We start from the raw sequence: 21763 nt of genomic DNA, 5'->3' as shown, positions 1-21763 counted from the left end.
GCCGCCCCACTCAGGTCGCAGACTGGTCATAGCTGTAAAAAACTTCAAACGCTGGTCGAATCGGCAATCTTGGACTGGGCAGCATCGCGGCTGACTGTGCGATCGTCATTCGAGGTTTCAATACGAGATGGAGGTGTGCGTACGGCACGCGACTCGCTCTCGATCTCGTCCTCAATGCCCTTGATGCCCTTCTTGAACTCAACAATCGACTTACCGAGACTTCGGCCGACTTCGGGCAGACGCTTGCCGAACAACAGCAAGCCAATCAGCAAAATCGCTCCGATCTCAAGATATCCAAACTGTCCAAACAACGCCAAAGTCGTCATCGTTCACCCCCGCGTCATGCGATAAGACGCTGGAAACCGGTGCACAAGCCCGCATCGGGCACACCCATTGAATCGGACAGATTCCACAAAGTCAACGGAAAACCCTGCGATTCTTCAGGATTCTGTTCGGATCATCCGTCGCTCTGTGCGTGAAACTGCTGACGTGCTGAAGCCACAACATTGCTCAGCAGCATTGCCACTGTCATGGGACCAACACCACCTGGCACCGGGCTCAACCAACCGGCGATCGGCAGCACCTCATCAAATGCAACGTCACCAACTGTCCGTTTGTTGCCAGCAGTATCAACCACTCTGTTCACGCCCACATCAACCACGACCGCTCCCGGCTTGACCATGTCGGCTGTCACCAGTCCGGGAACACCAGCTGCTGCGACCAACACATCTGCCGATCGAGCAAGATCCTTCAGCCCGTCCGTCCACTTGTTGCACGACACCACAGTTGTGTCCTCACGCATCAGAAGCACTGCAATGGGCTTTCCGACGACATCGCTCGCACCGATGACAACCGCACGTTTCCCGCGAAGTTCGATGCCTGTCGATCGGACCATCTCCACTGTCGCAAGTGCTGTACATGGTGCCAGACTCGACCTGCCATACACAACATTTCCTATGTTGGCCGGGTTTACACCCTCAACATCTTTTTCTGGCGCAATGCGCCGCTGTACTTCGTACGCATCAACGCCGTCGGGCAGCGGCACATGCACCATGATCGCGTGGACACGCTCATCCGAGGACAGCAGCAGCACTCTGCCTGCGATATCGTCAAAGCTCGCGCCCGCTGGGAGCTTGTGGAGCCGATAATCAATACCAAGTTCTCCACAGGTACGTGCCTGACTTTCTGCGTACACACGGGCTCCAGAATCACCCGAATCCACCAAGACGGCATCAAGTCGAACGACACCGCCACGGGATCGAATATCTGCAACACTGGTCCGAATTTGCTCGCGGTACGAGGCCGCAAGACCTCGACCGTCAATTATTTGAGCTGGAGAACGGTTGGGGGTTGCAATCGGACTGCTCATGTGCATCATGATAGAGAGCAGTTACCTCCGCGTGCTGGAAGGGACAGATTCAGCGGAACCGGTTGGGGTTTCGTCCGGATACTTCTGGCTCTGCTCGCATGCGTTGGCAATACTGCTTGCACCACATCATCAGACTGTCACTGGATCAACGGCTCTGATGTTCCCCCGGCACACCTTTGATCCTGTCGCACATCGATTGTCGCTGCTCCGACGATTGTTTTTGTGTCGTTGTACAGGATGAAGTCAAGAAGGAATCTCACAGACATGAAACACCTCGCACCTCGTTCTGCATCCACATCGCTGATAGCTGGCACAGTAGCAATGCTCGGCCTGTCCACCATTTCTCAGGCGCAGGCAATGCCATGGACAGTTCTCGACACCATGCCCAATGCGGTTGTCAATGCTGATCCCTGGGTTCGACCGCATACGTATGCGCCGCTTGTACTGAACCTGCAACAGATGCGCGACATCCTCGGCGAGGCTCCACGAGAAAACCTGCAGGCACCGGTTCCAGGGAAAATGATTCTGCTCCCAATGCCCGATGGCACGATTGAATCATTCAACATCTGGGAATCGCCCGTTATGGAGCAGGGGCTTGCTGATCAGTTCCCGGATATTCACACCTACGTTGGACAAGGCATTGATACACCTGCTGCAACACTTCGATGCGATGTGACCATGCAGGGATTTCACGCCCAGATTCTCTCACCCCACGGCGATATCTATATAGATCCCTACTCCCGAAACAACACAACGCACTATTCAGCTTACTACAAGAAGCACTCCAGCGCACCGGATCAAGACTGGGAGTGCTTCGCAGAAGGTGAAGGCTTTGAGCTTGATCCGCTTCCCGCAGCACCTGAGCTGCCCATTGTCACACTCCGTACGTACCGCGCTGCAATCGCAGCAACCGGCGAGTACACCCAGTTCTTTGGTGGCACTGTCAACGCGGCTCAGAACGCGATTGTCACGGTTGTCAATCGTGTAAACGGCGTGCTTGAGCGGGATGTTGCAGTCAGACTTCAGCTTGTCGCCAACAACACAAGCATTATCTTCACCAATCCGACGACAGATCCGTACTCAAGCAACGACCCGAACACACTGCTCAGCCAGAACCCGGGTGTGCTCAATGCGAATATCGGCTTCAGCAACTACGACATCGGGCACGTGTTCGGTATCGGCGGCGGAGGTGTTGCGTTTCTGCAGGGTGTCTGCCAGTCAAACAAAGCTGGTGCATCATCTACCAGCGGATTCCCCGTCGGTGATGGGTTCGCAATCAACATTGTTGCTCACGAGATGGGGCACCAGTTCGGCGCTGCCCACATTTTTAATGGCAACGGGACGAACTGTGGAACCAATCGTTCAGCATCCAGTGCGTACGAACCGGGCAGCGGTTCAACCATTATGTCATATGCAGGTGTATGCAACTCCGCAAATAATCTGCAATCAAACTCAGATGCGTACTACAACCATCACTCGCTTGATCAGATTCGATCTCACATCTTCGGCCCAGCCAATGCGTGCTCACAGCAGACTGTCACAACAAACGAGACACCAATTCCTGTATCAATCCCAACACGCGCAATACCAACGCTGACACCCTTTGAACTCGCAACGACCGCGACAGATCCCAATGGCAACACACTGACCTATTGCTGGGAAGAGCATGACCTCGGCCCATCACAACCAGCCATTGGTACGGGCAGCCAGGACAACGGCTCCAGCCCGATCTTCCGATCGTTTCTTCCTTCAACACTTCAGAATCGTACGTTCCCAAGAACAACCGCATTAGTAAACAACACAACGAGTATCGGCGAGCAGCTCCCCGCGCTACAACGCAACATGTCAATGCGTCTCACAGTCCGCGACAACAATCCTGGCGCAGGTGGTATCAGTGCGATCCAGCCGATCATTCAAGTCATAGACACGGGCGCACCGTTCGTTGTGCTCGCGCCAAATGCTGCCGGAACGTTCTCTGGTGACATCACGGTAACATGGTTGGTGTCCGGCACAAACACAGCACCGATCAATGCGTCAACCGTTGATATATTTCTCTCAACAAACGGTGGCGTTACATTCCCAGTAATGCTGGCTGAGGATGTGCCAAACGATGGCAGCCAGATTGTCACTCTCCCAAATACACCTTCATCATCTGCGCGTATCAAGGTCAAAGGGCATGACAACTATTTCTTCGATATTTCAAACACGAACTTCACCATTGAGGAAGCACCGTGCTATCCCGATTGCGACACCAACGGCATGCTGAACGTGTTCGACTACATCTGCTTCGGCACTGTCTACGCATCGGGACATCCATACGCCGACTGCGATGGCAACGGAACACTCAATATCTTCGACTACATCTGTTTCGGCAACGCTTACACAATGGGTTGTCCGTAACTCCTCATTGCTCGTCACACACTTCCAAGGGCCTGGGTCATCTGCGACTCAGGCCCTGTCTTTTCCACGATTGAGTACCGCAGACATGCCGATCGAAAGGTGACCAGCTGGAAAACACACCTATACTGTCTCGTTCGCACGGGGCGCAGGTTTTCTGCTGAGACGGACCCGTTGAACCTGATCCGGGTCATGCCGGCGGAGGGATTGCGACATGCATCACGCGCTTTCTGGTGACATCTACGATATCGCGCTCGGGCACAACGCCTGGGCGATCGGTCGCGTGCTGGAAATGTCGCGACCACTCACAACCGACCAGTTCCATCAGCGATTTCCCATCGGTCCGGGGAGTCTGCACGACACATGCACGCACATGATCGGCGCCATGCTCCGTTGGGCAGATCGCATCTCGGGCAGAGACCTCCGCCCGAGCATCGAGAAGAACCCCGCTCCCAATCCGGGCGAGATCATGGCACGACGCACAATCGATGAGTTGCTCGCACTCCGCGATCAGGCACGCGACGACTTTGCCTCGGTTGTCGCTGAGGTCCGCGCAAAGAACAGACTCGGCGACCTCATGGAGATCACACTCCCGAGCGATACCGGCACCGAGACATACCGTTTCACATACGCAGCCGCCATTCTGCATCTGACAAACCACGGCATGCACCATCGTGCGCAGTGCCTGAACATGTTCCGCCATCTCGGCATGACCGATCTGCCCGACCTCGACGAACTTGAGTGGCAGGTCGCGGGACAGCCGGAGTAACTCTTTCGTTTTATCTCATTTCATTCATCCCTCAAGTTGCATTTGAACATGACACACACACCATCTGCAGACATCCGCCCAACCGTCCGCTTCAACGTGCCCGTGCGTGGCGCGACGAATCCGGGCTCGTCGCCAACCACGACAACGCCGGGCTCGTTCGCCAACGCACCGCAGATCGGCGGCCCGCTCACCTACTCAAGCCCGGACTCTCCCGGCATGCCTGCGCCAAGCACAAAGACCGCGTGGGACTTCCTTCCTGATGGCTGGTCAATCGTCAAAGCAGACTCGCACGATACCGGGTGTTCAGGACACAACCACGCGGAGATCGGCCAGTTCATCCGATGCGTCGCACCCGATGGATTCAGACCTGTCACCCAGCTCGAGAATGCACGCCTCGGCATCATCACCCCCGAGATGCAGCGTGTTGCTGCACGCGAGCCGCATCTTACCGCTGCACAGATCCGCGACGAGGTGGCAGCCGGACGCATGGTCATCCCCGCAAATATCCACCATCTCAAGTACAACCTCGATCCGATGTGCATCGGACGTGCAAGCAAGACCAAGGTCAACGCGAACATGGGTGCATCCCCCGTCTCGTCGGGCACCGAAGAGGAAGTCGAGAAACTGAAATGGGCCGAGCGCTGGGGCGCAGACACCGTCATGGATCTCTCCACCGGCGGCGATCTCGATGCCTGCCGCGAAGCGATCCTGCAGAACGCCACCGTGCCAATCGGCACCGTGCCTATCTACTCCATGATCATCGGGCGCAAGCTCGAAGACCTGGATAATCAGATTATCCTCTCAACAATCGAGCATCAGGCACTGCAGGGCGTCGACTACATGACCATCCATGCGGGCGTGCTCCGCGCACATCTCAAGTACGTCAAGCAGCGCCTCATCGGCATCGTCTCGCGCGGCGGCTCACTTTTTGCAAAGTGGATGCTCGTGCATGGCAAAGAAAACCCGATGTACACACTGTGGGACGACATCTGCGAGCTTCTGCGGAAGCACGATGTCACATTCTCTATCGGCGACGGCATGCGCCCCGGCGGACTCGCGGACGCGACCGACGACGCGCAGCTTGCCGAGCTTGAAACCATCGCAGAACTTACCGAGCGCGCGTGGCGCCATGGCGTGCAGGTCATGGTCGAGGGGCCGGGTCACGTCCCGTTCGATCAGATCGAGTTCAACGCAAAGCTCCAGCGCACGCTCTGCCACGGCGCACCGTTCTACGTGCTCGGCCCGCTCGTCACCGATGTCTTCCCCGGGTACGACCACATCACCAGCGCCATCGGCGCAACATCGATCGCGTATCACGGCGCATCCATGCTCTGCTATGTCACACCAAAGGAGCATCTGGGTCTGCCAAAGAAAGGCGATGTCAAGGAAGGATGTATCGCGTACAAGATTGCTGCACACGCTGCCGATGTCGCGCTGGGCATCCCCAACACACGCGACTGGGACGACGACCTGACGCGCGCACGCGCTGCGCTCAACTGGGAGAAACACTTCGACCTGGCGTTCGATCCGGACACAGCTCGCGCATACCACGACGAAGATCTTGATGTCGATACAGATTTCTGCGCGATGTGCGGGCACGACTGGTGCTCCGTGCGTATCTCCAAGGAGATCCAGGAGTTTGCATCGGGCAAAGCCGACGGGTTTGAGCGCATGGGCGGAAAGGACGGATTGACCGCAGGGGCACCAATGAAATCCGCAGCGATCACCGACGAGCAGCGGCGCATCCTCGAAACGCGCGGATACCTGAACCCGGACGAAATCCACAAGCTCGCGTCAAAGACACGCAAAGCGGTTGGTGCCGATGCCCATAAAGCATCGTGCCACTCCGATTACGTCGACAAGGACGAAGCAAAGCGAGTGCAGGAAGTCAAAGTCGTGCAACTGAACACAGCCCCAGCGCACAATATCCCATCGCATGATTCGGTGATCTGAGCAGAATCAGTCCCGACTCAGAAAGTCCATGACCTCACCACCGCTGCCAACAAATAGTGCAAGGAGTGGCGTGGTACAGAGCACAATGACAAGGCCGATGAGCGCTCTCCCGGCACGACGCGAACTGCGGTACGATGATCGATCGTTCGAACTTCCAAACGAACCGCTGTATGACCCCGAGTCGCTAAGATATTCCTGCGCGTCATCGTTGGCTTTGTCAACGTATCTCTGGCGCTCGTCAAACGTCATTTGCTCCCATTTTGCGGACGCATCACGCCATAGATCGGGTGGATAATCTTCCTGATACTCAGCTGTGTACGCATCCATGCCTTGCGGCCAGCGGAGACTCTTCCCACCATCAGCCATATCGAGCGCCATCTCGGATGCAAGGTAGCCCAGCGGAACCTCATCGTTCTGGTTGTACAGCACGGTCTGTGTGGCACGAGGCGTGGGATTGTTCTTTTCCTGGTACTCGTCAAGAATACCAAACCATGCCGCTCCCATCCCCACAAGCGTGACAAGCAACGCGATGCCGCCACTGATCGCTCCGCAGTTCTGCCCAGCTCCATACTTGGCACCTAGCCCGGCAAGCGCGCCGATTGCAAGAATCGCTGGGAACACAACAAACTCTGTCGACTGGTATATCGCAACAATAATTCCAACACCGAGCGCACCGCCAATCACAGATGCTATCGCTGTAAACAGCGGCCACATCGTCGCGCTTGCAGCACCGCCAGCAACCTTTGCTGCCCCAGCCAGCTTGCTTGGATCTTTCTCCTTGATCACCTTTGGTGCGCGAAGTTTCTTGCCCGATGTCACACTGTAACCACAGTTTGTGCAGAGGATCGCATCCGGGGCAAGCATGCTCGCACATTCTGGGCAGGCAACCATGCCCTCCTGCTTGTGCGCAAGCGAACTCAGCATCGAATCCATGACAGGATCAACACCACCCGGCGACTTTGCTGTGCTTGGGCCTTCAGCCATACGAACTCTCCAGACACGTTCCTGTTGCAACTCCACGGACCGAGGATGCCAGTGTACCACAGCGATAGACTTTCTGCACGCACAAAGTGGCCGAGGTGCATCAAGATTGTGTGATGCAACGCTCAGTGAAACCGAGGTACACATGCAGGCAGGACAGGACTGGATCAAGCCAACTGTGCTTGAATTGCCCGAAACCAACGCATTGGTCAGGCTCATCCCATTAGACCCTGATCACACCAGAGATCTTTTTCACGCAGCAACGCCCGATACCTTCAACTTGTTCTCCCGTGGTCCGGAGCAATGGACAGAGGATGGCATGCGAGCCTTCATCGAGTATCTGCTCGGCCCAGCCAAGACCGTGCCCTTCTCGGTCATCCATGTGCCGACACAAACACCCATCGGCATCACCACGTACCTCGATATCAAACCACTCCACAAAGGAGCGGAGGTTGGCTGGACGTGGATCACGCCCGAGCATCGCGGCACAAAGATTAACCCCGCGATGAAACTGCTGATGCTCCAGCACGCCTTCGAAAGACTTGACGCGATCCGAGTCTGCCTAAAAACTGACGAGCGCAACCTGCTCAGCCAGCACGCCATCGAAAAACTCGGCGCAAAGAGAGAGGGCATTATGCGGCACACCGTCATCATGCGCGATGGGTTCCGCAGATCGAGCGCGATGTACTCCATCCTCGCCGACGAATGGCCAGTTGTAAAGCAAAGGTTAATTGAAAGACTTCACTAGAAAACTGACCTCAACACAGCTACCAGCGCCATCGAAACGATAACGAAGATCACACCAATGATCAGTTCTACGACAAACCACTGTGTCTTTGCGCGTTTCTTTGCTTCCGCATACGGAATGTTCGAGAACGAGACCATGTCGTAGAGTGTTTCCCATTGCGGGATCGTGCGTGCAAGAAACTTGTCAAACTTCTTCTTGTAAAGAAATGACTTGTGACCCACCTTGTCGCGCATCTCGACAAAGTTCTCGATCGCAAGATCAGCAATCGCGTCACCATTCGGCTTGCGAGCTTCGGCAAACGCGGGGATCACCCTCGCAAAGTCGCCGTTATGTTGTTCGAGCATCTCCATGAGAATCCGGCAGTCCTCGAACGATGCCTGCATCCCCTGCCCATAGAACGGCACGACCGCGTGCGCAGCGTCACCGATCAACACTGTGTTCGTTCCCATGTTCCACGGCTCGCATCGAATCGTCACAAGCCGGCTCGTCGGATTGTTTCGATAATCTTCAATCAACGTCGGCATCACAGGAACCGCATCGCCGTAGTGCTTCCGAAAAAATGCTTTGGCACCATCATCCGAGAGCGCGTCCACTTCTGCAAAGGAGTCCTTCCCCTCCATTGGCCAGAACAGCGTGCATGTGAACGTGCCGTCTGCGTTTGGGAGCGCGATCATCATCGACGAACCACGAGGCCAGATGTGCAGCGCGTGCTTCTCCATCGCAAACGGCGCGTTGGTGTCATCTTTGATCTCTGCGCCAAGCTCGCGCAGCTCGGCAAGGTTCGGTATATGCAGTTCCTTGTATCCGTGCGACAAATAGTCCTGCGAGTAGTTGAATCCGCTCGTGCGCATCATCTGGTCGCGGACCGCGGAAAACGCGCCGTCCGCGCCAACGATAATGTCTGCTTTGATCGTCTCGTGCCAGCCATCGCTGCGTTCAAACACCGCTGATGGCTCGTCGAAGTCGACATCGACGCATCGACAGTCAAATCGCAGTGTCACATGGTCGTAGGTGTCCGCCGCTTCGAGCAAAGTGATATTGAGCTGGCTCCGCGACACGGAGTAGTTCGTGTGCTTGCCGTCTTTCGAGTATCCCTGGAACGTCAGTTCGCCTGTGACAGAATGCATCAGACGTCCCGGCATCTTCACCGCGTCCTTCAGTACTGCCTCATCAAGACCAACGCGTTTGAGCGCCGTCAGCCCGCGCGTGCCCATCGCAAGATTAATCGATCGTCCGCCGATAAACCCCGCAGCACGCGGATCGGACCGGCGCTCGCACAACGTCACACGAGCACCGTGCTTTGCAAGATCGCACGCGAGCAACGACCCGCCAAGCCCCGCACCAACGATCAGCACATGCGTGTTCGAGAGGTCCATCTGTCGCACTCCCTGCGAGTTATCCCGACTTGCTCTCACCGACCGAGCAGTCTCTGCATCGTACTCGCGAACGTGAACGTGTCACCGTATGTGTTGTAGAGTGGCACCGGCGCTGCACGGATCACGCCCGGTTCGCGATAATCGCACACGATCCCCGCCGCCTCAAGACCCTCAAACACCCGGCGCGCTTCCGTGCTCCCGCGCGACGACACGTCAAGTGACAACTGGCACCCGCGCTGCGCCGGATCGCTCGGTGTCAGGATGCGCAGTCCATTGCCAGACAACGTCCCCAGCATCTCTGCGAGCAAACCCGTCATCTTCAACGACTTCGCGCGCAGCGCTTCCATCCCGACCTCGTCAAAGATTTTCAATGACGCGCGCATCGGCGCGAGCGCCATCACGGGTGGATTGGAGAGTTGCCACGCATCAGCACCGGCGCTCGGCACAAAGTCCGGGCGCATCAGGAATCGCGTGTCAGCTTTGTTCCCCCACCAGCCAGCGAGCCTCGGCAGATCCGTCCGCTCCGAATGACGCTCATGCACGAAACAACCCGCCACAGCGCCCGGCCCGGAGTTCAGATACTTGTAGCTGCACCAGCACGCAAAGTCAGGCCCCAACTCATGCAACTTCAACGGCAGATTTCCCGCCGCGTGCGCACAATCCCATCCGACGTTGCAACCGGCATCACGCGCAGCCGCAGTGATCGCGTCGATGTCCATGAACTGGCCCGTCAGATAGTTGACGCCAGCAAGCATTACCAATGCAATCGATTTCCCCTCGCGACCGATTGTTTCGACAACATCCTCGGTGCGCAGCGTGTGCTCACCATCGCGTGGTTTCAATCTGAGTATCGCCTGATGCGGATCGAACCCGTGCAGCGCAGTCTGGCTCTGCACCGCGTACGAATCGGATGGGAACGCGGTGTCCTCGATGACGATTTTATATCGATCGCTGGTGGGTCTGTAGAAACTCGCCATCATCAGGTGCAGATTCACAGTCAGCGAGTTCATCATCACGACCTCGCCGGGGTTCGCACCGACGAGCCTCGCGCCGATCTCGCGGAACGCTTCATGCGTGGAGAACCACGGCACCTTGCCATGGAAGTGCGCGTCAACGCCAAGCCGAGCCCAATCGTCGAGTTCCTGCTCGATCTCCGCACGCGCAGCCTTTGGCTGGAGCCCCAGCGAGTTGCCGACGAAGTACGCCGCGTCACGCGACGGATCAGCCTTGGATTTGGGGATATAGAACTGATCGCGACATGTCGCAAGCGGATCGTCACGATCCAGTTTCGTCGCCCGCGCCTCGAACGCTAATGCGTCCCACGCGGTGTGTGCTGGTGATGCTGTGGTCGAGTCTGTCATCAGGCGATGATAGACCCGATTTGAAGGAACCACAGAGACACGAAGGCACAAAGGAAGACGAGAAGTATTGGTATGAGGAAGATGAATCACAGAAGCACGGGGCATTTTGCCCCGGGACTCTCATATCTACGCCGCTCATGGACACCTTGGCGATAAGAAACCACATTCGTCATAGCAAGGTATGAAACTGAAGCACTCTCAACTGCACGGCAGTGCAGAACCAACTAATAACAGGTATACCGATAGAATGACAACCACGAATCGCAGTTTCTCACAAGTGCCTGATCACTACTCTGCACCGCGATACGTCGTGCCGAACATATATACCCCGCGGCTTCTTTCATTATTGCCGCATCATGAGAAGTTTTAAACACGCCCGACAACTGCCCATTCATGCCTACAACATCACCGTTGTGTGTAACATAAGCATCAAGCACATATCCCTCGCATTTCCCCTTGGATATAAGATCTGCCACGTAATACGCCGACCACGCATTCCCATCGTTGGCAGACACCTTGAATGCCTGTAATGCTCGCGACAAGGATGTCGCATCAAGATCACTAAACACCACTCCTTCGTTCGGAACGCGCCCATAAGCTTTCTTAGCTCCAACATCAATATGCGCCCACGCAAGCTTGTATCCAGCAGCAGCGGCATGCCCATTATTCATCGCAACTGTTGACCATTTGATGCACGCTTCGATATCTGCTTCCGACTCTGCTATCAAGGCCAGAATGTAGGCAGCATCACCAGTGCTACCGCTCGACCTCAATGCAAACGGTTCGAGCAGTTTCTTTGCTCTTCCAGCGTCGCGATACTCTTTTGGATATAAATCAAAGAGTGCTCGGCCGAGATTGATCGCTCCCGTTTCCACGCCAAGTTTTACAGCACTTTCATATGCCTCGATCGATTTCTGAATCTCGCCTTCATCCTTATAAATAATTCCGAGATTCACATACGCATACTTGTCCTGTCGGCTCACTGCTTCACTGAAGTACATTATGGCCTTGTCTATATCATTCGTACCAAACTTTCCATCCCAGTATGCAAAACCAAGGAACCTCGCCGCGAGAGCATCACCTTGCTCATATACTTCAAGGTACATATTCTTCGCTTTGATCGCATCTTTGGCGTATCCGTGTGTACCGTTTAAGATGTGACCAGCAATTTGTGCGGTCGCAACCAAATAGCCCTGGTTGTGTGCGAGTTCCAAATACTCGACATACTTCTCGCGTCCCATCTCATCATCCCAGAGCGAGTGCGGATTTTCAAGATACAGGGCTCCGAGTATGAAAGAAGCGGGGCCACATCCTGCGGCAGATGCTTTCTCGAGCAGGTCGACCGCTTCGATCGGATCAAGAGATCGTTCTTTCAGTTGCATCGCCTCTCGGAACTGCTTCAGTTGTTTATCTGGTGATTTGGACAGCGCATTGTCCGTCAGCCCATTCTCAAGCTGCCAGTAAATGCTGTCCGCTGGAAATGCCTTAAGCACTCCGAGATAGAACTGTGACCACGTGTCATTCTTCTTTGCACCTTTTTCAAGCGCAGCATAACTATGCTTTGACTTCTCGGGATCAATATTCGATTGATTTGATGTACTCTGCTCAAATGAAACATTTATTTGACCGCTTGATTGCTCTCCGTTATCACAGCTAACACTTATTGCACAAAGCATCGCAAGCACGAGCAGACGAGCGTAATTCATCATGAGCTTTACCTCCATCACTTCGCAAAATGTTGTTCATTCACCGATCGCGTGCAACACAGCCAATCCCCTCATCCGGCACCACCAAATACAACACCCCACATAAGCACTGGCATCAGCCCCATGGACAACAGAGCACTTAAGCAAGAGTATACACGGCTTCGTTAGTAAACGCTAATCACAAAACAAAGTACGAACATTCGCCGCCATATTGAGCCAACATTGTACTCGCATGCCATCGCCCATCATAAAACCGCATCAGCATTGGCAAGCCGCACGAGTCCCGCTCTGCAGCGTCGCCCGCGTGCTCGCACGTTCTCCGGTAGAAACGATCAGCTGTCCAGAGCGATGCGCTCGGGTTCAAGACGCTCTCCGACATCTGCGTCTGACGTCCACGCGGTGTACGCTGGTGATGCTGTGGTCGAGTCTGTCATCAGGCGATGGCAGTCCTGATTTGAAGAAACCACAGGGGCACGGAGGCACAGAGACCAACTTCAGCCGCTCAAAGTTCAGATCAATAACCATAAACTATCCGGGATTCCAGATCATGTGAATACTGTTGAATACGAACGACGCACCTTCGCAGGCGAACAGCAATGATCACACAAGAACTCGAACAACTGAGAACACTCGAAGAGAAACTCTGGATATCAGAGTGGCGATTCAATCTGGAATGGCTGGATACGGTGCTCGCTGACGATTTCTTTGAGTACGGGCGTTCTGGCCGAATCTACACCAGACAGGAGTGTCTCGATCTTCCCCAATTTCAGATTGACGCTGCGATCCCACTTCAGGACTTTCGTGCAAGATTTATCTCAGATGATGTTGCACACGTCACATACACCAGCATCATGACACACGAAGGCAAGAAAGATTTCGGACTCAGGAGTTCCATCTGGGTTCGCAAGGATGGCCAATGGAAGCTCAAGTTTCATCAGGGAACACCATCGCATCCCAAAATCTAACTGGCATCAAGCGGGTTTTAACTCGCTGACGATAAAACAAGTCGAATCCAAATGTAGTGAGAATATGTCGCACTTGTAATGGTCAGTGGCTGGCGCATTGCCCCCGTACCAGAACCGCAAAGTGTGATCATCATGTTTCGCTCGCCAATGCAAAGATGCAATGCCCGACGTACAGCTTGAAAGAATCGTGCGTCTTCCAGTACGTAGTGGCACCCTCCGCGAACGACTTCATCCAGCCCACGCCATTGTACCGCATCGTCGACACGTTCGCTTCGCCCACGATCCCGTAGATCGTGATCAGCCGACCCCACGCGTCGTACGTGTAGAAGTACTCGTTGTCATCGCTCGTCATCTCGCGGTTAGCAAAGAGAATATCCTAGTCTGACGAGTTCTTTGAACAGCAACTTTCAACCAACGTTAGTATAGCACAAGTCAATCGACACCACCGTGCTGAAACAACATAGGAATGCCACACTCTGGACACACATCCAGTTCGCCACTAGTGGCTGGATAGCCACATCGAACACATAGCCCACGCTGGCGCCTTCGCCTTATGCGGATTCCACCAACCGACGCTACGAACATTACAAGAAATCGCCAGTTCACGCAGATGTTAATGATGGACAAAACGGCCACAATATTGATCGCAATGCCGGTCATAGACACATCCATATCATCTTTGTTATGTGTCCGAATTGTCTCTAACGCTTCGCGATCCCTTTGAAACGTGGACAACGCCAACTCATCCATAAGGCTATCAACGGCAGCCGCACGAACTGTCTTGGACGGTTGTGCGAGATACACGAGCGGTGCATGCTGACTTGGAAAGAACAGACCACTCACAGTCCTAAAGCGAGTGATTGCAAAGATGCTCCGCTGGGGAATAGTTACCTTCTGATCAATAGCCACCGCAGTCCATACAGGTATGCTGGCGGGCACCTTTGATATTTCGGAGGGCATTAGATACCAATGCCATTGACTGTCGGCGTACACTCCAAATCTTAGTTCGTCATAAGTAACCAGTGAGACCAAGGCGGTACTGCGGCCCAAGACCTTGGTAACGGTAGAGCACACAACCGAGTAATACTTCAACACAGTCCAGTTGCTATAGCAGTACGCTGCAACAATCGATACACCAATCAACGCTACGGATGCGCTTGTATACATTCTCCTGGTATTCAGTTCATACAGCATAATGTGCTCAGTCTAGATACGGCAACTTCCTGCTTTCAGACCAATGTGGCCAACCGAATGACGAACGTGCCACGCCTTCGGATCGTGTGTGTTCCAGAACGTGGCACATCCTCCGTGAACGATTTCATCCAGCTTGCACCATTGTAGTAAAACGTTGAACCAAAGCTCTATCGAGCGTCAGTAGATGAAAGCGGCGCAGCACACAGCCGCAAGCCCTTGCGATGTTTCGCAACATGTCTTGCAAACTGACCGTAAACAAAGAGTTATGCGAGAATATGCGAGTGCGTGCCTAGATACGCAAACCGATCCAATGGGCAGAGCCGGACTTGAACAATCCCGCATAACGAGCCACGATATGGGTTTTTGCATGGTGTGTGGCGCAAAATACGGCGCGTTTGGCACGCAGGATAGCAAGCTGCAGAATGTCATCGATTCTTGGCACGGCCTACCAGAAGCTGTACGAGTAGGGATCCTCGCCATGGTTCAGGCTTCGACACCCGGACAGCTTGAATCCAATCCAAACATCTGAGCATTTGGTTCATCGGTGAACCACGTTGGCATGTCATGAGATCGTTGCCTGTGTCAGTGCCTCGTCGTTGTTCCTGACATTCCCCACCCGGCTGCTGACTTCGTGCATCACGAGCAGGCCATCGGCTGCTGGATGCAGGAACGACTCGACACCCTCAACATCCTGCATCGATGGATCGCACCATGCCTGCACCTGCTCGGGTTCGATGATGCAGGGCATGCGGTTGTGGATCGGTGTCATCTCTGCGTTTGGCATCGTGGTGAGGATCGTGCAGCTCTCGATGACTTCAGACTCGTCATCCTTCGACTGCCAGCGTTCCCACAAGCCTGCAAGGTACATGGGGTCACCATCGGCTCGTGAGATGAAGTACGGCTGCTTGGTCTTTGCGTCCCGCTTCTGCCATTCGTAGAAGCCGTCCGCCGGGATCACACAGCGCCTGCGCTTGAACGGGTCACGGAACGCGGGTTTCTTGGCTGCGTCTTCGCTGCGTGCATTGAACATCGCATACTTGGCTTCGCTGCTCTTTGCCCAGTGCGGGATCAACCACCAGCGGAGCATGACACCTTCGAGCAATCCGTCGGTATTGCTTCGCAGCACTGGGATCGGTGCGGTTGGCGGCGCGTTGTAGCTGGGTGCTGGTCCGTCCTGTTCCTTGAGCATCGGCGTGAGCGCAGTCGAGAAGCGTTCGAGATGCTCGTATATCTCGCGCCAGCGTTTCTTGTGTGAGAGGCGACCGCACATTCTCAATTTGTAGGGCATGTTCTAGCCGGGTGCAGAGCGGGACAGGCTCGGCAATGCGTCCGGTAAAGTCAGCCCATGATGGGGATTCTGCTGTATTGGTGCGGAGCGGCTTGCTCAACCGTCACCCGCACACTATCCTAACAAAATGCAGTCAGTGGAAAGAACCAGCACCCTCAGAGCACTCGCCGATCGGCTCGACGCTCTCCAGTCGGACCATCGGTCAGGAACCCCGCGTCTGGAACCGGTGTCAACCGACTGGGCACCGATTGCTCGGCAGACATCCCACGAGTGGTTCGCTGCTGTGCCCCCGTTGGTGCTGCTCGCTGACATTGTATCACGCAGCGATGACACGAGCGCGGGCGCGGTCTACTGGATCGGACGCGCCTGCTGGGCGTATCCCTCAGCACTCCAGACCGTCAGCGAGCACTCGGCATCGCTGCTCAATCGCAGCGTGTTCGTTGACGTGCCCAAGCGCGATCGTGAAGCGAGGGTGTGGACGATCGATGTTGCGCTCCGCAATCCCGCGACGGTTGCTGTCATCGCCGACGCTCGGGGCATCGACACGTCGCAGTCGAGGCGCTTGCAACTGGCTGCCGAGGCAAGTCAGGGTGTGTCGTTGCTCTGGCGCAGTGACGACGAACTCGGCTCGCTCTCGGTGTCGCATTATCGCTGGCAGGTGCAGCCCGAGCGAACCAAAGCCCCGCATCCGCGCTGGCGCATCGACTGTCTTCGCTGCAAGGATGCGGCTGTGCTCAATCAGGGATGGCACACACGCACGTTCATAGTGGAGCAGCGCGATGGACAGGGCGCTCTCGCTGTCGCTGCCGATGTGGTCGATCGATCGCGTCAGACGCGGCAGGCGCACACGGCATGACACGCGGAGCGATACCGCGCTTGCGCTGGTCCGCACCGTTGCATCACGCGACGAGGTGGTGCGGTGCTGTCCGCGTTGCCTTCGGCTCGGTGTCAGATCGGGGATGACACTGGCGCACGCACGAGCACTGGTTGGGTCGCATCCCTTCGAACACGCCCAGCACGATCCCAAAGCAGACAGGGACGGGCTGCACAGGTTCGCCGAATGGATGAACCGATTGCTGCCATCGGTCGAGCCCGATCCAGACGAGGATGCAACAATTCCCAAGCCCGGACTGATTGCGGACATCACGGGGTGCCAGCTTCTCTACAAGGGAGAAGACAATCTGCTCCGTGCTGTGCTCGATGCTGCTCGTGGATTCGGATTGCGTGCCCGTGTCGCTGCTGCACCAACGTATGCGAGCGCTTGGGCACTTTCGAGGTTCGGCGGACAGGACATCATCCGCATCGAGGATGACATCAAGACGCACATCACATCGCTCCCATTGCGGGCGCTGCGAATCGAGGACAAGGCGATCGCGGTCCTGCGTGAGATTGGCATCACAACGATTGGTGAGCTTCTGGATGTGCCCCGATCGACGCTCCCATCGAGGTTCGGGGGATCGCTCACGCACCGCATCGACCAACTGCTCGGGCAGGCGATCGACACGATCGCACCCGTCAGGCCCGAGCAGCCGATTGTGACCAGCCGGATGTTCGATGGTCCTGTCAAGCAACTCCGCGCCATCGAGCACACAACCAGTCTGTTGCTCGACGAGCTTTGTGCGCTGCTGCTCAAACGCGAGCGCGGGATGCGCCTGCTTGCCATCACGCTCGACCGGAGCGACTGCGAGCCGTACCGGATCGAGCTTGCGCTGAGCCATCCCAACCGTACGTCATCGCACATCTGGAAGCTGCTACGCCCCAAGATCGAAAAGGCACACATGGGCTACGGCGTGGAAGCAATCACGCTCGCAGCGCACCAGACCGCACTGCTCCCGCACGCACAGATCGGGCATTCGTCACTGGGAGAGAACGCAGCACCACACATCCAGCGTGAGGCCGCACAGTGCGCCGACACACTCCGCAACCGGCTCGGCGATCGTGCTGTGCGTATTCCCGTACTTGTGCCATCGCACCTGCCCGAGCGGACTGCACGCTTTGCCGTCCTCGCATCCGAGAAGCGGTCCAAACCGATCGAACCAGACACGCGCGATCGGCCCACACTGCTATTGCAAAGCCCGCGACCTGTTGACGTGGTTGCTGTCACGCCAGATGGTCCCATCGTGATGATGACATGGAACCGCACGCAGCACATCGTGCGTGCATCCATCGGACCCGAACGACTCTCACCCGAGTGGTGGCGGACGGACCAGCTCACACGCGCCACCCGCGATTATTTCAAGGTGCAGGACAGCGACGGCTGCTGGTGGTGGCTCTACCGCGAACTTGACACACCCAACTGGTTCGTGCATGGAAGGTGGGCGTAGCCATGCCCGATGAACCGATCGGCAAGCACGTCACGCATCCGGGCAAGTCGATGATTGAGCACGTCGCGCCGGTGCAGTTTGCGCTGCACGAGTACGCCGAACTGCACGTCACAACCAACTTTACGTTCCTGACCGGCGCAAGCCACCCCGAGGAACTGGTCAATCGCGCAGCCGATCTTGGATATCGTGGTATCGCAATTACAGACCGAAACAGTCTCGCAGGCGCAGTGCGGGCGCACGTTGCAGCGAAGGACCGCGCCATGCCCATCGCTATCGGCTGCGAGCTGGTGCTCGATGCCGACGGGCAGGAACTCACAGTGCTGGTCTATCCGACCGACCGCGAGTCATACGGCAGATTGTGCCAGATGCTCACCGATGGCAAGCGACGCGCTCCAAAGGGCGAGTGCTGGCTCACGCTGTCCGATCTGGTGAAGTACCAGTCCGGACTGCTCGCTGTCATGGTGCTGCCCAAAGCCATCCCCGACGAGCACTACGTCAATGTGTGCGAGGGGCTGGCGCGGGTGTTCGATGACGACCGGCTCTCGATCGCTGCATCGTTCGGATTCGGCGTGCGCGATCGTGAGTATGCAGACCGATGCGTGCAGCTTGCACGACACATCGGCGTGCCGGTTGTTGCAACGAACACGGTGCTGTATCACGAGCAATCCCGCAAAGTGCTCTGCGATGTGCTGACGTGCATTCGTTACGGCTGCTCGCTCGATCAGGCTGGCAGGCGCATCACGCCGAACGCCGAGCAGTATCTCAAACCGCCCGACGAGATGCACCGGCTCTTTGCGCTCTATCCCGGTGCGGTTGCTCGCACCGTCGAGTTGCTGCATCGAGCATGTGGGTTCTCCCTCGACCAACTCGCGTATGAGTATCCACACGAGACATGCCCCGAGGGTGTGTCGCCGATGGACCATCTGCGACAACTGGCGCACAACGGCGCACGAGAACGCTACCCGAACGGAGTCTCCGACAAGGTGCTCGGCATGATCGAGTACGAGCTTGCGCTCATCGAGGAACTGAACTATCCGCACTACTTTCTGACCGTGCATGACATCGTGGCGTTCGCACGCTCGCGGGGCATTCTGTGCCAGGGTCGGGGTGCTGCTGCCAACTCTGCTGTGTGTTTCTGCATCGGCGTGACATCCGTCGATCCGACGCGGGTGGACATGCTCTTTGAGCGGTTCATCAGCCGCGAACGCAACGAACCGCCCGACATCGACATCGACTTCGAGCACGAGCGACGCGAGGAAGTCATCCAGTATCTCTACGAGAAGTACGGCAGGCACCGGGCTGCACTAACAGGCGTGGTCATCACCTACCGCGTGCGCAGCGCTATCCGCGACGTTGGCAAGGCACTCGGGCTCTCGCTCGATCTGGTTGACCGGCTCGCAAAGGACCACGGATGGTTCGATGTGACCATCGGCAAGCCAGATCGATGCAAGGAACTAGGCATCGACCCCAACGACCGAACCATTCGCATGCTGCTTGCGCTGGTGTCTCAGATACTCGGATTCCCGCGCCATCTGTCACAGCACGTCGGCGGGTTCGTGCTGACAGAACGTCCGCTGTCAGAGACCGTGCCCATCGAAAACGCTGCGATGGACGGCAGGACTGTCATCGAATGGGACAAGGACGACATTGACGCGCTCAACATGCTCAAAGTCGATGTGCTCGCGCTCGGGATGCTCACCTGCATTCGCAAGTGCTTTGCGTTGATCGATCAGCATCACGGGAAGCGGTACGAGATGCACACGATCCCCGCAGAAGACCCTGCTGTCTACGACATGATCTGCGATGCAGACACCATCGGCGTGTTCCAGATCGAGTCACGCGCGCAGATGACCATGCTCCCGCGCCTGCGACCCCAGTGCTACTACGACCTTGTGATCGAAGTCGCGATCGTCAGACCGGGACCAATTCAGGGCAAGATGGTCCATCCCTATCTGCGCAGGCGCAACGGCGAGGAACCCGTCGAGTACCCAAGCGAGGCAATACGCGGTGTGCTGGAGCGCACGCTCGGTGTGCCGCTATTTCAAGAGCAGGCGATGCAGCTTGTCATCACAGCGGCAGGGTTCACGCCGGGGCAGGCCGATCAGTTGCGGCGAGCGATGGCTGCATGGAAGCGCAAGGGCTCGATCGTCGAGAAGTTTGGCGAGAAGATCATCGAAGGCATGCTCGCGCGCGGATACGAACTCGACTTTGCCCAGCGATGCGTCGAGCAGATCAAGGGGTTCTCAGACTACGGCTTTCCCGAGTCGCACGCGGCGAGCTTTGCGCTGCTTGTGTATGTGTCCGCATGGCAGAAGTGCCATTATCCTGCAGCGTTCGCAACGGCTCTCATCAACAGCCTGCCGATGGGGTTCTATCAGCCAGCGCAGATTATCCAAGATGCGCAGAAGCACGGGGTCGAGGTCAGACCCATCGACGCGCAGCACAGCCAATGGGACTGCACACTCGAACCAACCGGGAACCTACACGCGCCAGCGATCAGGCTCGGCATGCGCCTTGTCAAAGGACTCCGGCAGGACCATGCGGAAAGCATTGCACGCACTGTGCATACGCACGGACGATTCGATGCTATCGACCAACTTTGGCGAAGGTGTGACGCTCCAGCGATCGCGTTCCGCAGGCTCGCGTCTGCCGATGCGTTCGGCTCGATGGGACTATCGCGCCAGCAAGCCAAGTGGATGACGTTGCAACTCAAAGACGAGTCGTTGCCGCTATTCGATGCACTCGATGCGCACACGAACGACAACGACCACGCGCTGAGGTTACCCGCGATCCATCCCCAGCGTGACGTGGCAGGCGACTATGCAGTGACCGGCCTGTCACTCAAAGCGCACCCGGTGTCGTTCATCCGTGACGCGCTGACAGAACTGAATGTGACCCCGTGCGGACATCTCGCTGACGAGACTTTGTATCCGCACGGATTTCCTGTGTCCGTTGCGGGGCTTGTGCTGGTCCGTCAGCGACCCGGCACCGCGTCGGGCATCACGTTCTTTACGATCGAGGACGAGACGGGCATCGCCAATCTGATCGTGTACCCGAGCACCTACGAACGATACCGGCGCATCGCCCATCACGAGCGAACGCTCGTTGCTCGCGGCACCGTCGAGCGAGCAGGACAGGTTGTGCATGTGAAGGTGCGGTCATTCAGCCACGCGCCAACAAGCCACGAGACGGTGCAGGTCAGGGCGAGGAACTTTCACTGAACAGTTTGCAGTAGAATCGGTGATCAATCAGCGACACACACAATGGTTCAAGCATGACCTGAACACACCGCATTCTTATCGCATCACTACCGATTTGCAATGCGTGTGGCG

The 21763-nt window shown here is 56.5% G+C and carries 16 protein-coding genes and 1 riboswitch; of the genes, 8 read left to right on the top strand and 8 right to left on the bottom strand.

Annotated features, from left to right (window positions below; genetic code table 11):
• Positions 1–44: 44 nt before the first annotated feature.
• Together H6815_10510 and H6815_10505 are read right to left on the bottom strand one after the other, a co-directional pair.
• On the bottom strand, positions 45–326 hold the full coding sequence (locus H6815_10510) for a twin-arginine translocase TatA/TatE family subunit (protein MCB9860870.1): 282 nt from the start codon (positions 324–326) through the stop codon (positions 45–47).
• Positions 327–457: 131 nt separating this feature from the next.
• Complete coding sequence (locus H6815_10505) at positions 458–1369, bottom strand: bifunctional 5,10-methylenetetrahydrofolate dehydrogenase/5,10-methenyltetrahydrofolate cyclohydrolase (GenBank protein ID MCB9860869.1); 912 nt, start codon at positions 1367–1369, stop codon at positions 458–460.
• Between the two features lie 264 nt (positions 1370–1633).
• Between H6815_10505 and H6815_10500 the strand changes: the two genes are divergently transcribed.
• From H6815_10500 to thiC, 3 genes are all read left to right on the top strand, one after another.
• On the top strand, positions 1634–3769 hold the full coding sequence (locus H6815_10500; GenBank protein ID MCB9860868.1) for a hypothetical protein: 2136 nt from the start codon (positions 1634–1636) through the stop codon (positions 3767–3769).
• 129 nt (positions 3770–3898) lie between these two features.
• Positions 3899–3991, top strand: a riboswitch (TPP riboswitch).
• The gene (locus tag H6815_10495) at positions 3981–4535 is read left to right on the top strand and encodes a DinB family protein (protein MCB9860867.1); all 555 of its coding nucleotides are present in this window, start codon (positions 3981–3983) and stop codon (positions 4533–4535) included. Its footprint overlaps the riboswitch before it by 11 nt.
• A 216-nt stretch (positions 4536–4751) precedes the next feature.
• Positions 4752–6488, top strand: a complete 1737-nt coding sequence (gene thiC, locus H6815_10490) for a phosphomethylpyrimidine synthase ThiC (protein ID MCB9860866.1) — start codon at positions 4752–4754, stop codon at positions 6486–6488.
• Between the two features lie 6 nt (positions 6489–6494).
• Here thiC and H6815_10485 read toward each other — a convergent pair whose 3' ends face one another.
• On the bottom strand, positions 6495–7472 hold the full coding sequence (locus tag H6815_10485; GenBank protein ID MCB9860865.1) for a hypothetical protein: 978 nt from the start codon (positions 7470–7472) through the stop codon (positions 6495–6497).
• A gap of 142 nt (positions 7473–7614) precedes the next feature.
• On the opposite strand from H6815_10485, the gene H6815_10480 reads away from it, so the two are divergent.
• Entirely contained in the window at positions 7615–8217 is a 603-nt protein-coding gene (locus H6815_10480) for a GNAT family N-acetyltransferase (protein ID MCB9860864.1), read from the top strand.
• Here H6815_10480 and H6815_10475 read toward each other — a convergent pair.
• The 3 genes from H6815_10475 to H6815_10465 all read right to left on the bottom strand — a co-directional run bounded on the left by H6815_10475 (position 8214) and on the right by H6815_10465 (position 12663).
• The gene (locus H6815_10475; GenBank protein MCB9860863.1) at positions 8214–9593 is read right to left on the bottom strand and encodes an FAD-dependent monooxygenase; all 1380 of its coding nucleotides are present in this window, start codon (positions 9591–9593) and stop codon (positions 8214–8216) included. The genes H6815_10480 and H6815_10475 overlap by 4 nt on opposite strands.
• 35 nt (positions 9594–9628) lie before the next feature.
• Positions 9629–10954: a kynureninase gene (gene kynU / locus H6815_10470; GenBank protein ID MCB9860862.1), complete on the bottom strand. Its 1326-nt coding sequence runs from the start codon at positions 10952–10954 to the stop codon at positions 9629–9631.
• Between the two features lie 224 nt (positions 10955–11178).
• On the bottom strand, positions 11179–12663 hold the full coding sequence (locus tag H6815_10465; protein MCB9860861.1) for a sel1 repeat family protein: 1485 nt from the start codon (positions 12661–12663) through the stop codon (positions 11179–11181).
• A gap of 593 nt (positions 12664–13256) precedes the next feature.
• Between H6815_10465 and H6815_10460 the strand changes: the two genes are divergently transcribed.
• Positions 13257–13625 (top strand): DUF4440 domain-containing protein, encoded by a 369-nt coding sequence (locus H6815_10460; protein MCB9860860.1) that lies wholly within the window; start codon positions 13257–13259, stop codon positions 13623–13625.
• A gap of 130 nt (positions 13626–13755) precedes the next feature.
• Here the strand turns inward: H6815_10460 and H6815_10455 are convergent, their stop codons facing one another.
• Positions 13756–13977: a hypothetical protein gene (locus H6815_10455; GenBank protein ID MCB9860859.1), complete on the bottom strand. Its 222-nt coding sequence runs from the start codon at positions 13975–13977 to the stop codon at positions 13756–13758.
• Positions 13978–15381: 1404 nt separating this feature from the next.
• Positions 15382–16089: an SOS response-associated peptidase gene (locus tag H6815_10450; protein MCB9860858.1), complete on the bottom strand. Its 708-nt coding sequence runs from the start codon at positions 16087–16089 to the stop codon at positions 15382–15384.
• A gap of 145 nt (positions 16090–16234) precedes the next feature.
• Here H6815_10450 and H6815_10445 point away from each other — a divergent pair, with 145 nt between their 5' ends.
• From H6815_10445 to H6815_10435, 3 genes are read left to right on the top strand one after another with little or no spacing between them, the layout of a single operon-like run.
• Positions 16235–16963, top strand: a complete 729-nt coding sequence (locus tag H6815_10445; GenBank protein ID MCB9860857.1) for a hypothetical protein — start codon at positions 16235–16237, stop codon at positions 16961–16963.
• The gene (locus tag H6815_10440) at positions 16887–18431 is read left to right on the top strand and encodes a DNA polymerase Y family protein (GenBank protein MCB9860856.1); all 1545 of its coding nucleotides are present in this window, start codon (positions 16887–16889) and stop codon (positions 18429–18431) included. Before H6815_10445 ends, H6815_10440 begins: the two co-directional genes overlap by 77 nt.
• Before the next feature lie 2 nt (positions 18432–18433).
• Positions 18434–21652, top strand: coding sequence for an error-prone DNA polymerase (locus H6815_10435; protein ID MCB9860855.1), 3219 nt, complete (start codon positions 18434–18436; stop codon positions 21650–21652).
• Positions 21653–21763 lie beyond the last annotated feature (111 nt).

The sequence above is a fragment of the Phycisphaeraceae bacterium genome, from assembly GCA_020639155.1.
Classification (GTDB): Bacteria; Planctomycetota; Phycisphaerae; order Phycisphaerales; family UBA1924; genus JACKHF01.
The sequence above is the reverse complement of the archived record's forward strand: the minus strand, read 5'-3'. Positions and strand labels throughout refer to the sequence as shown.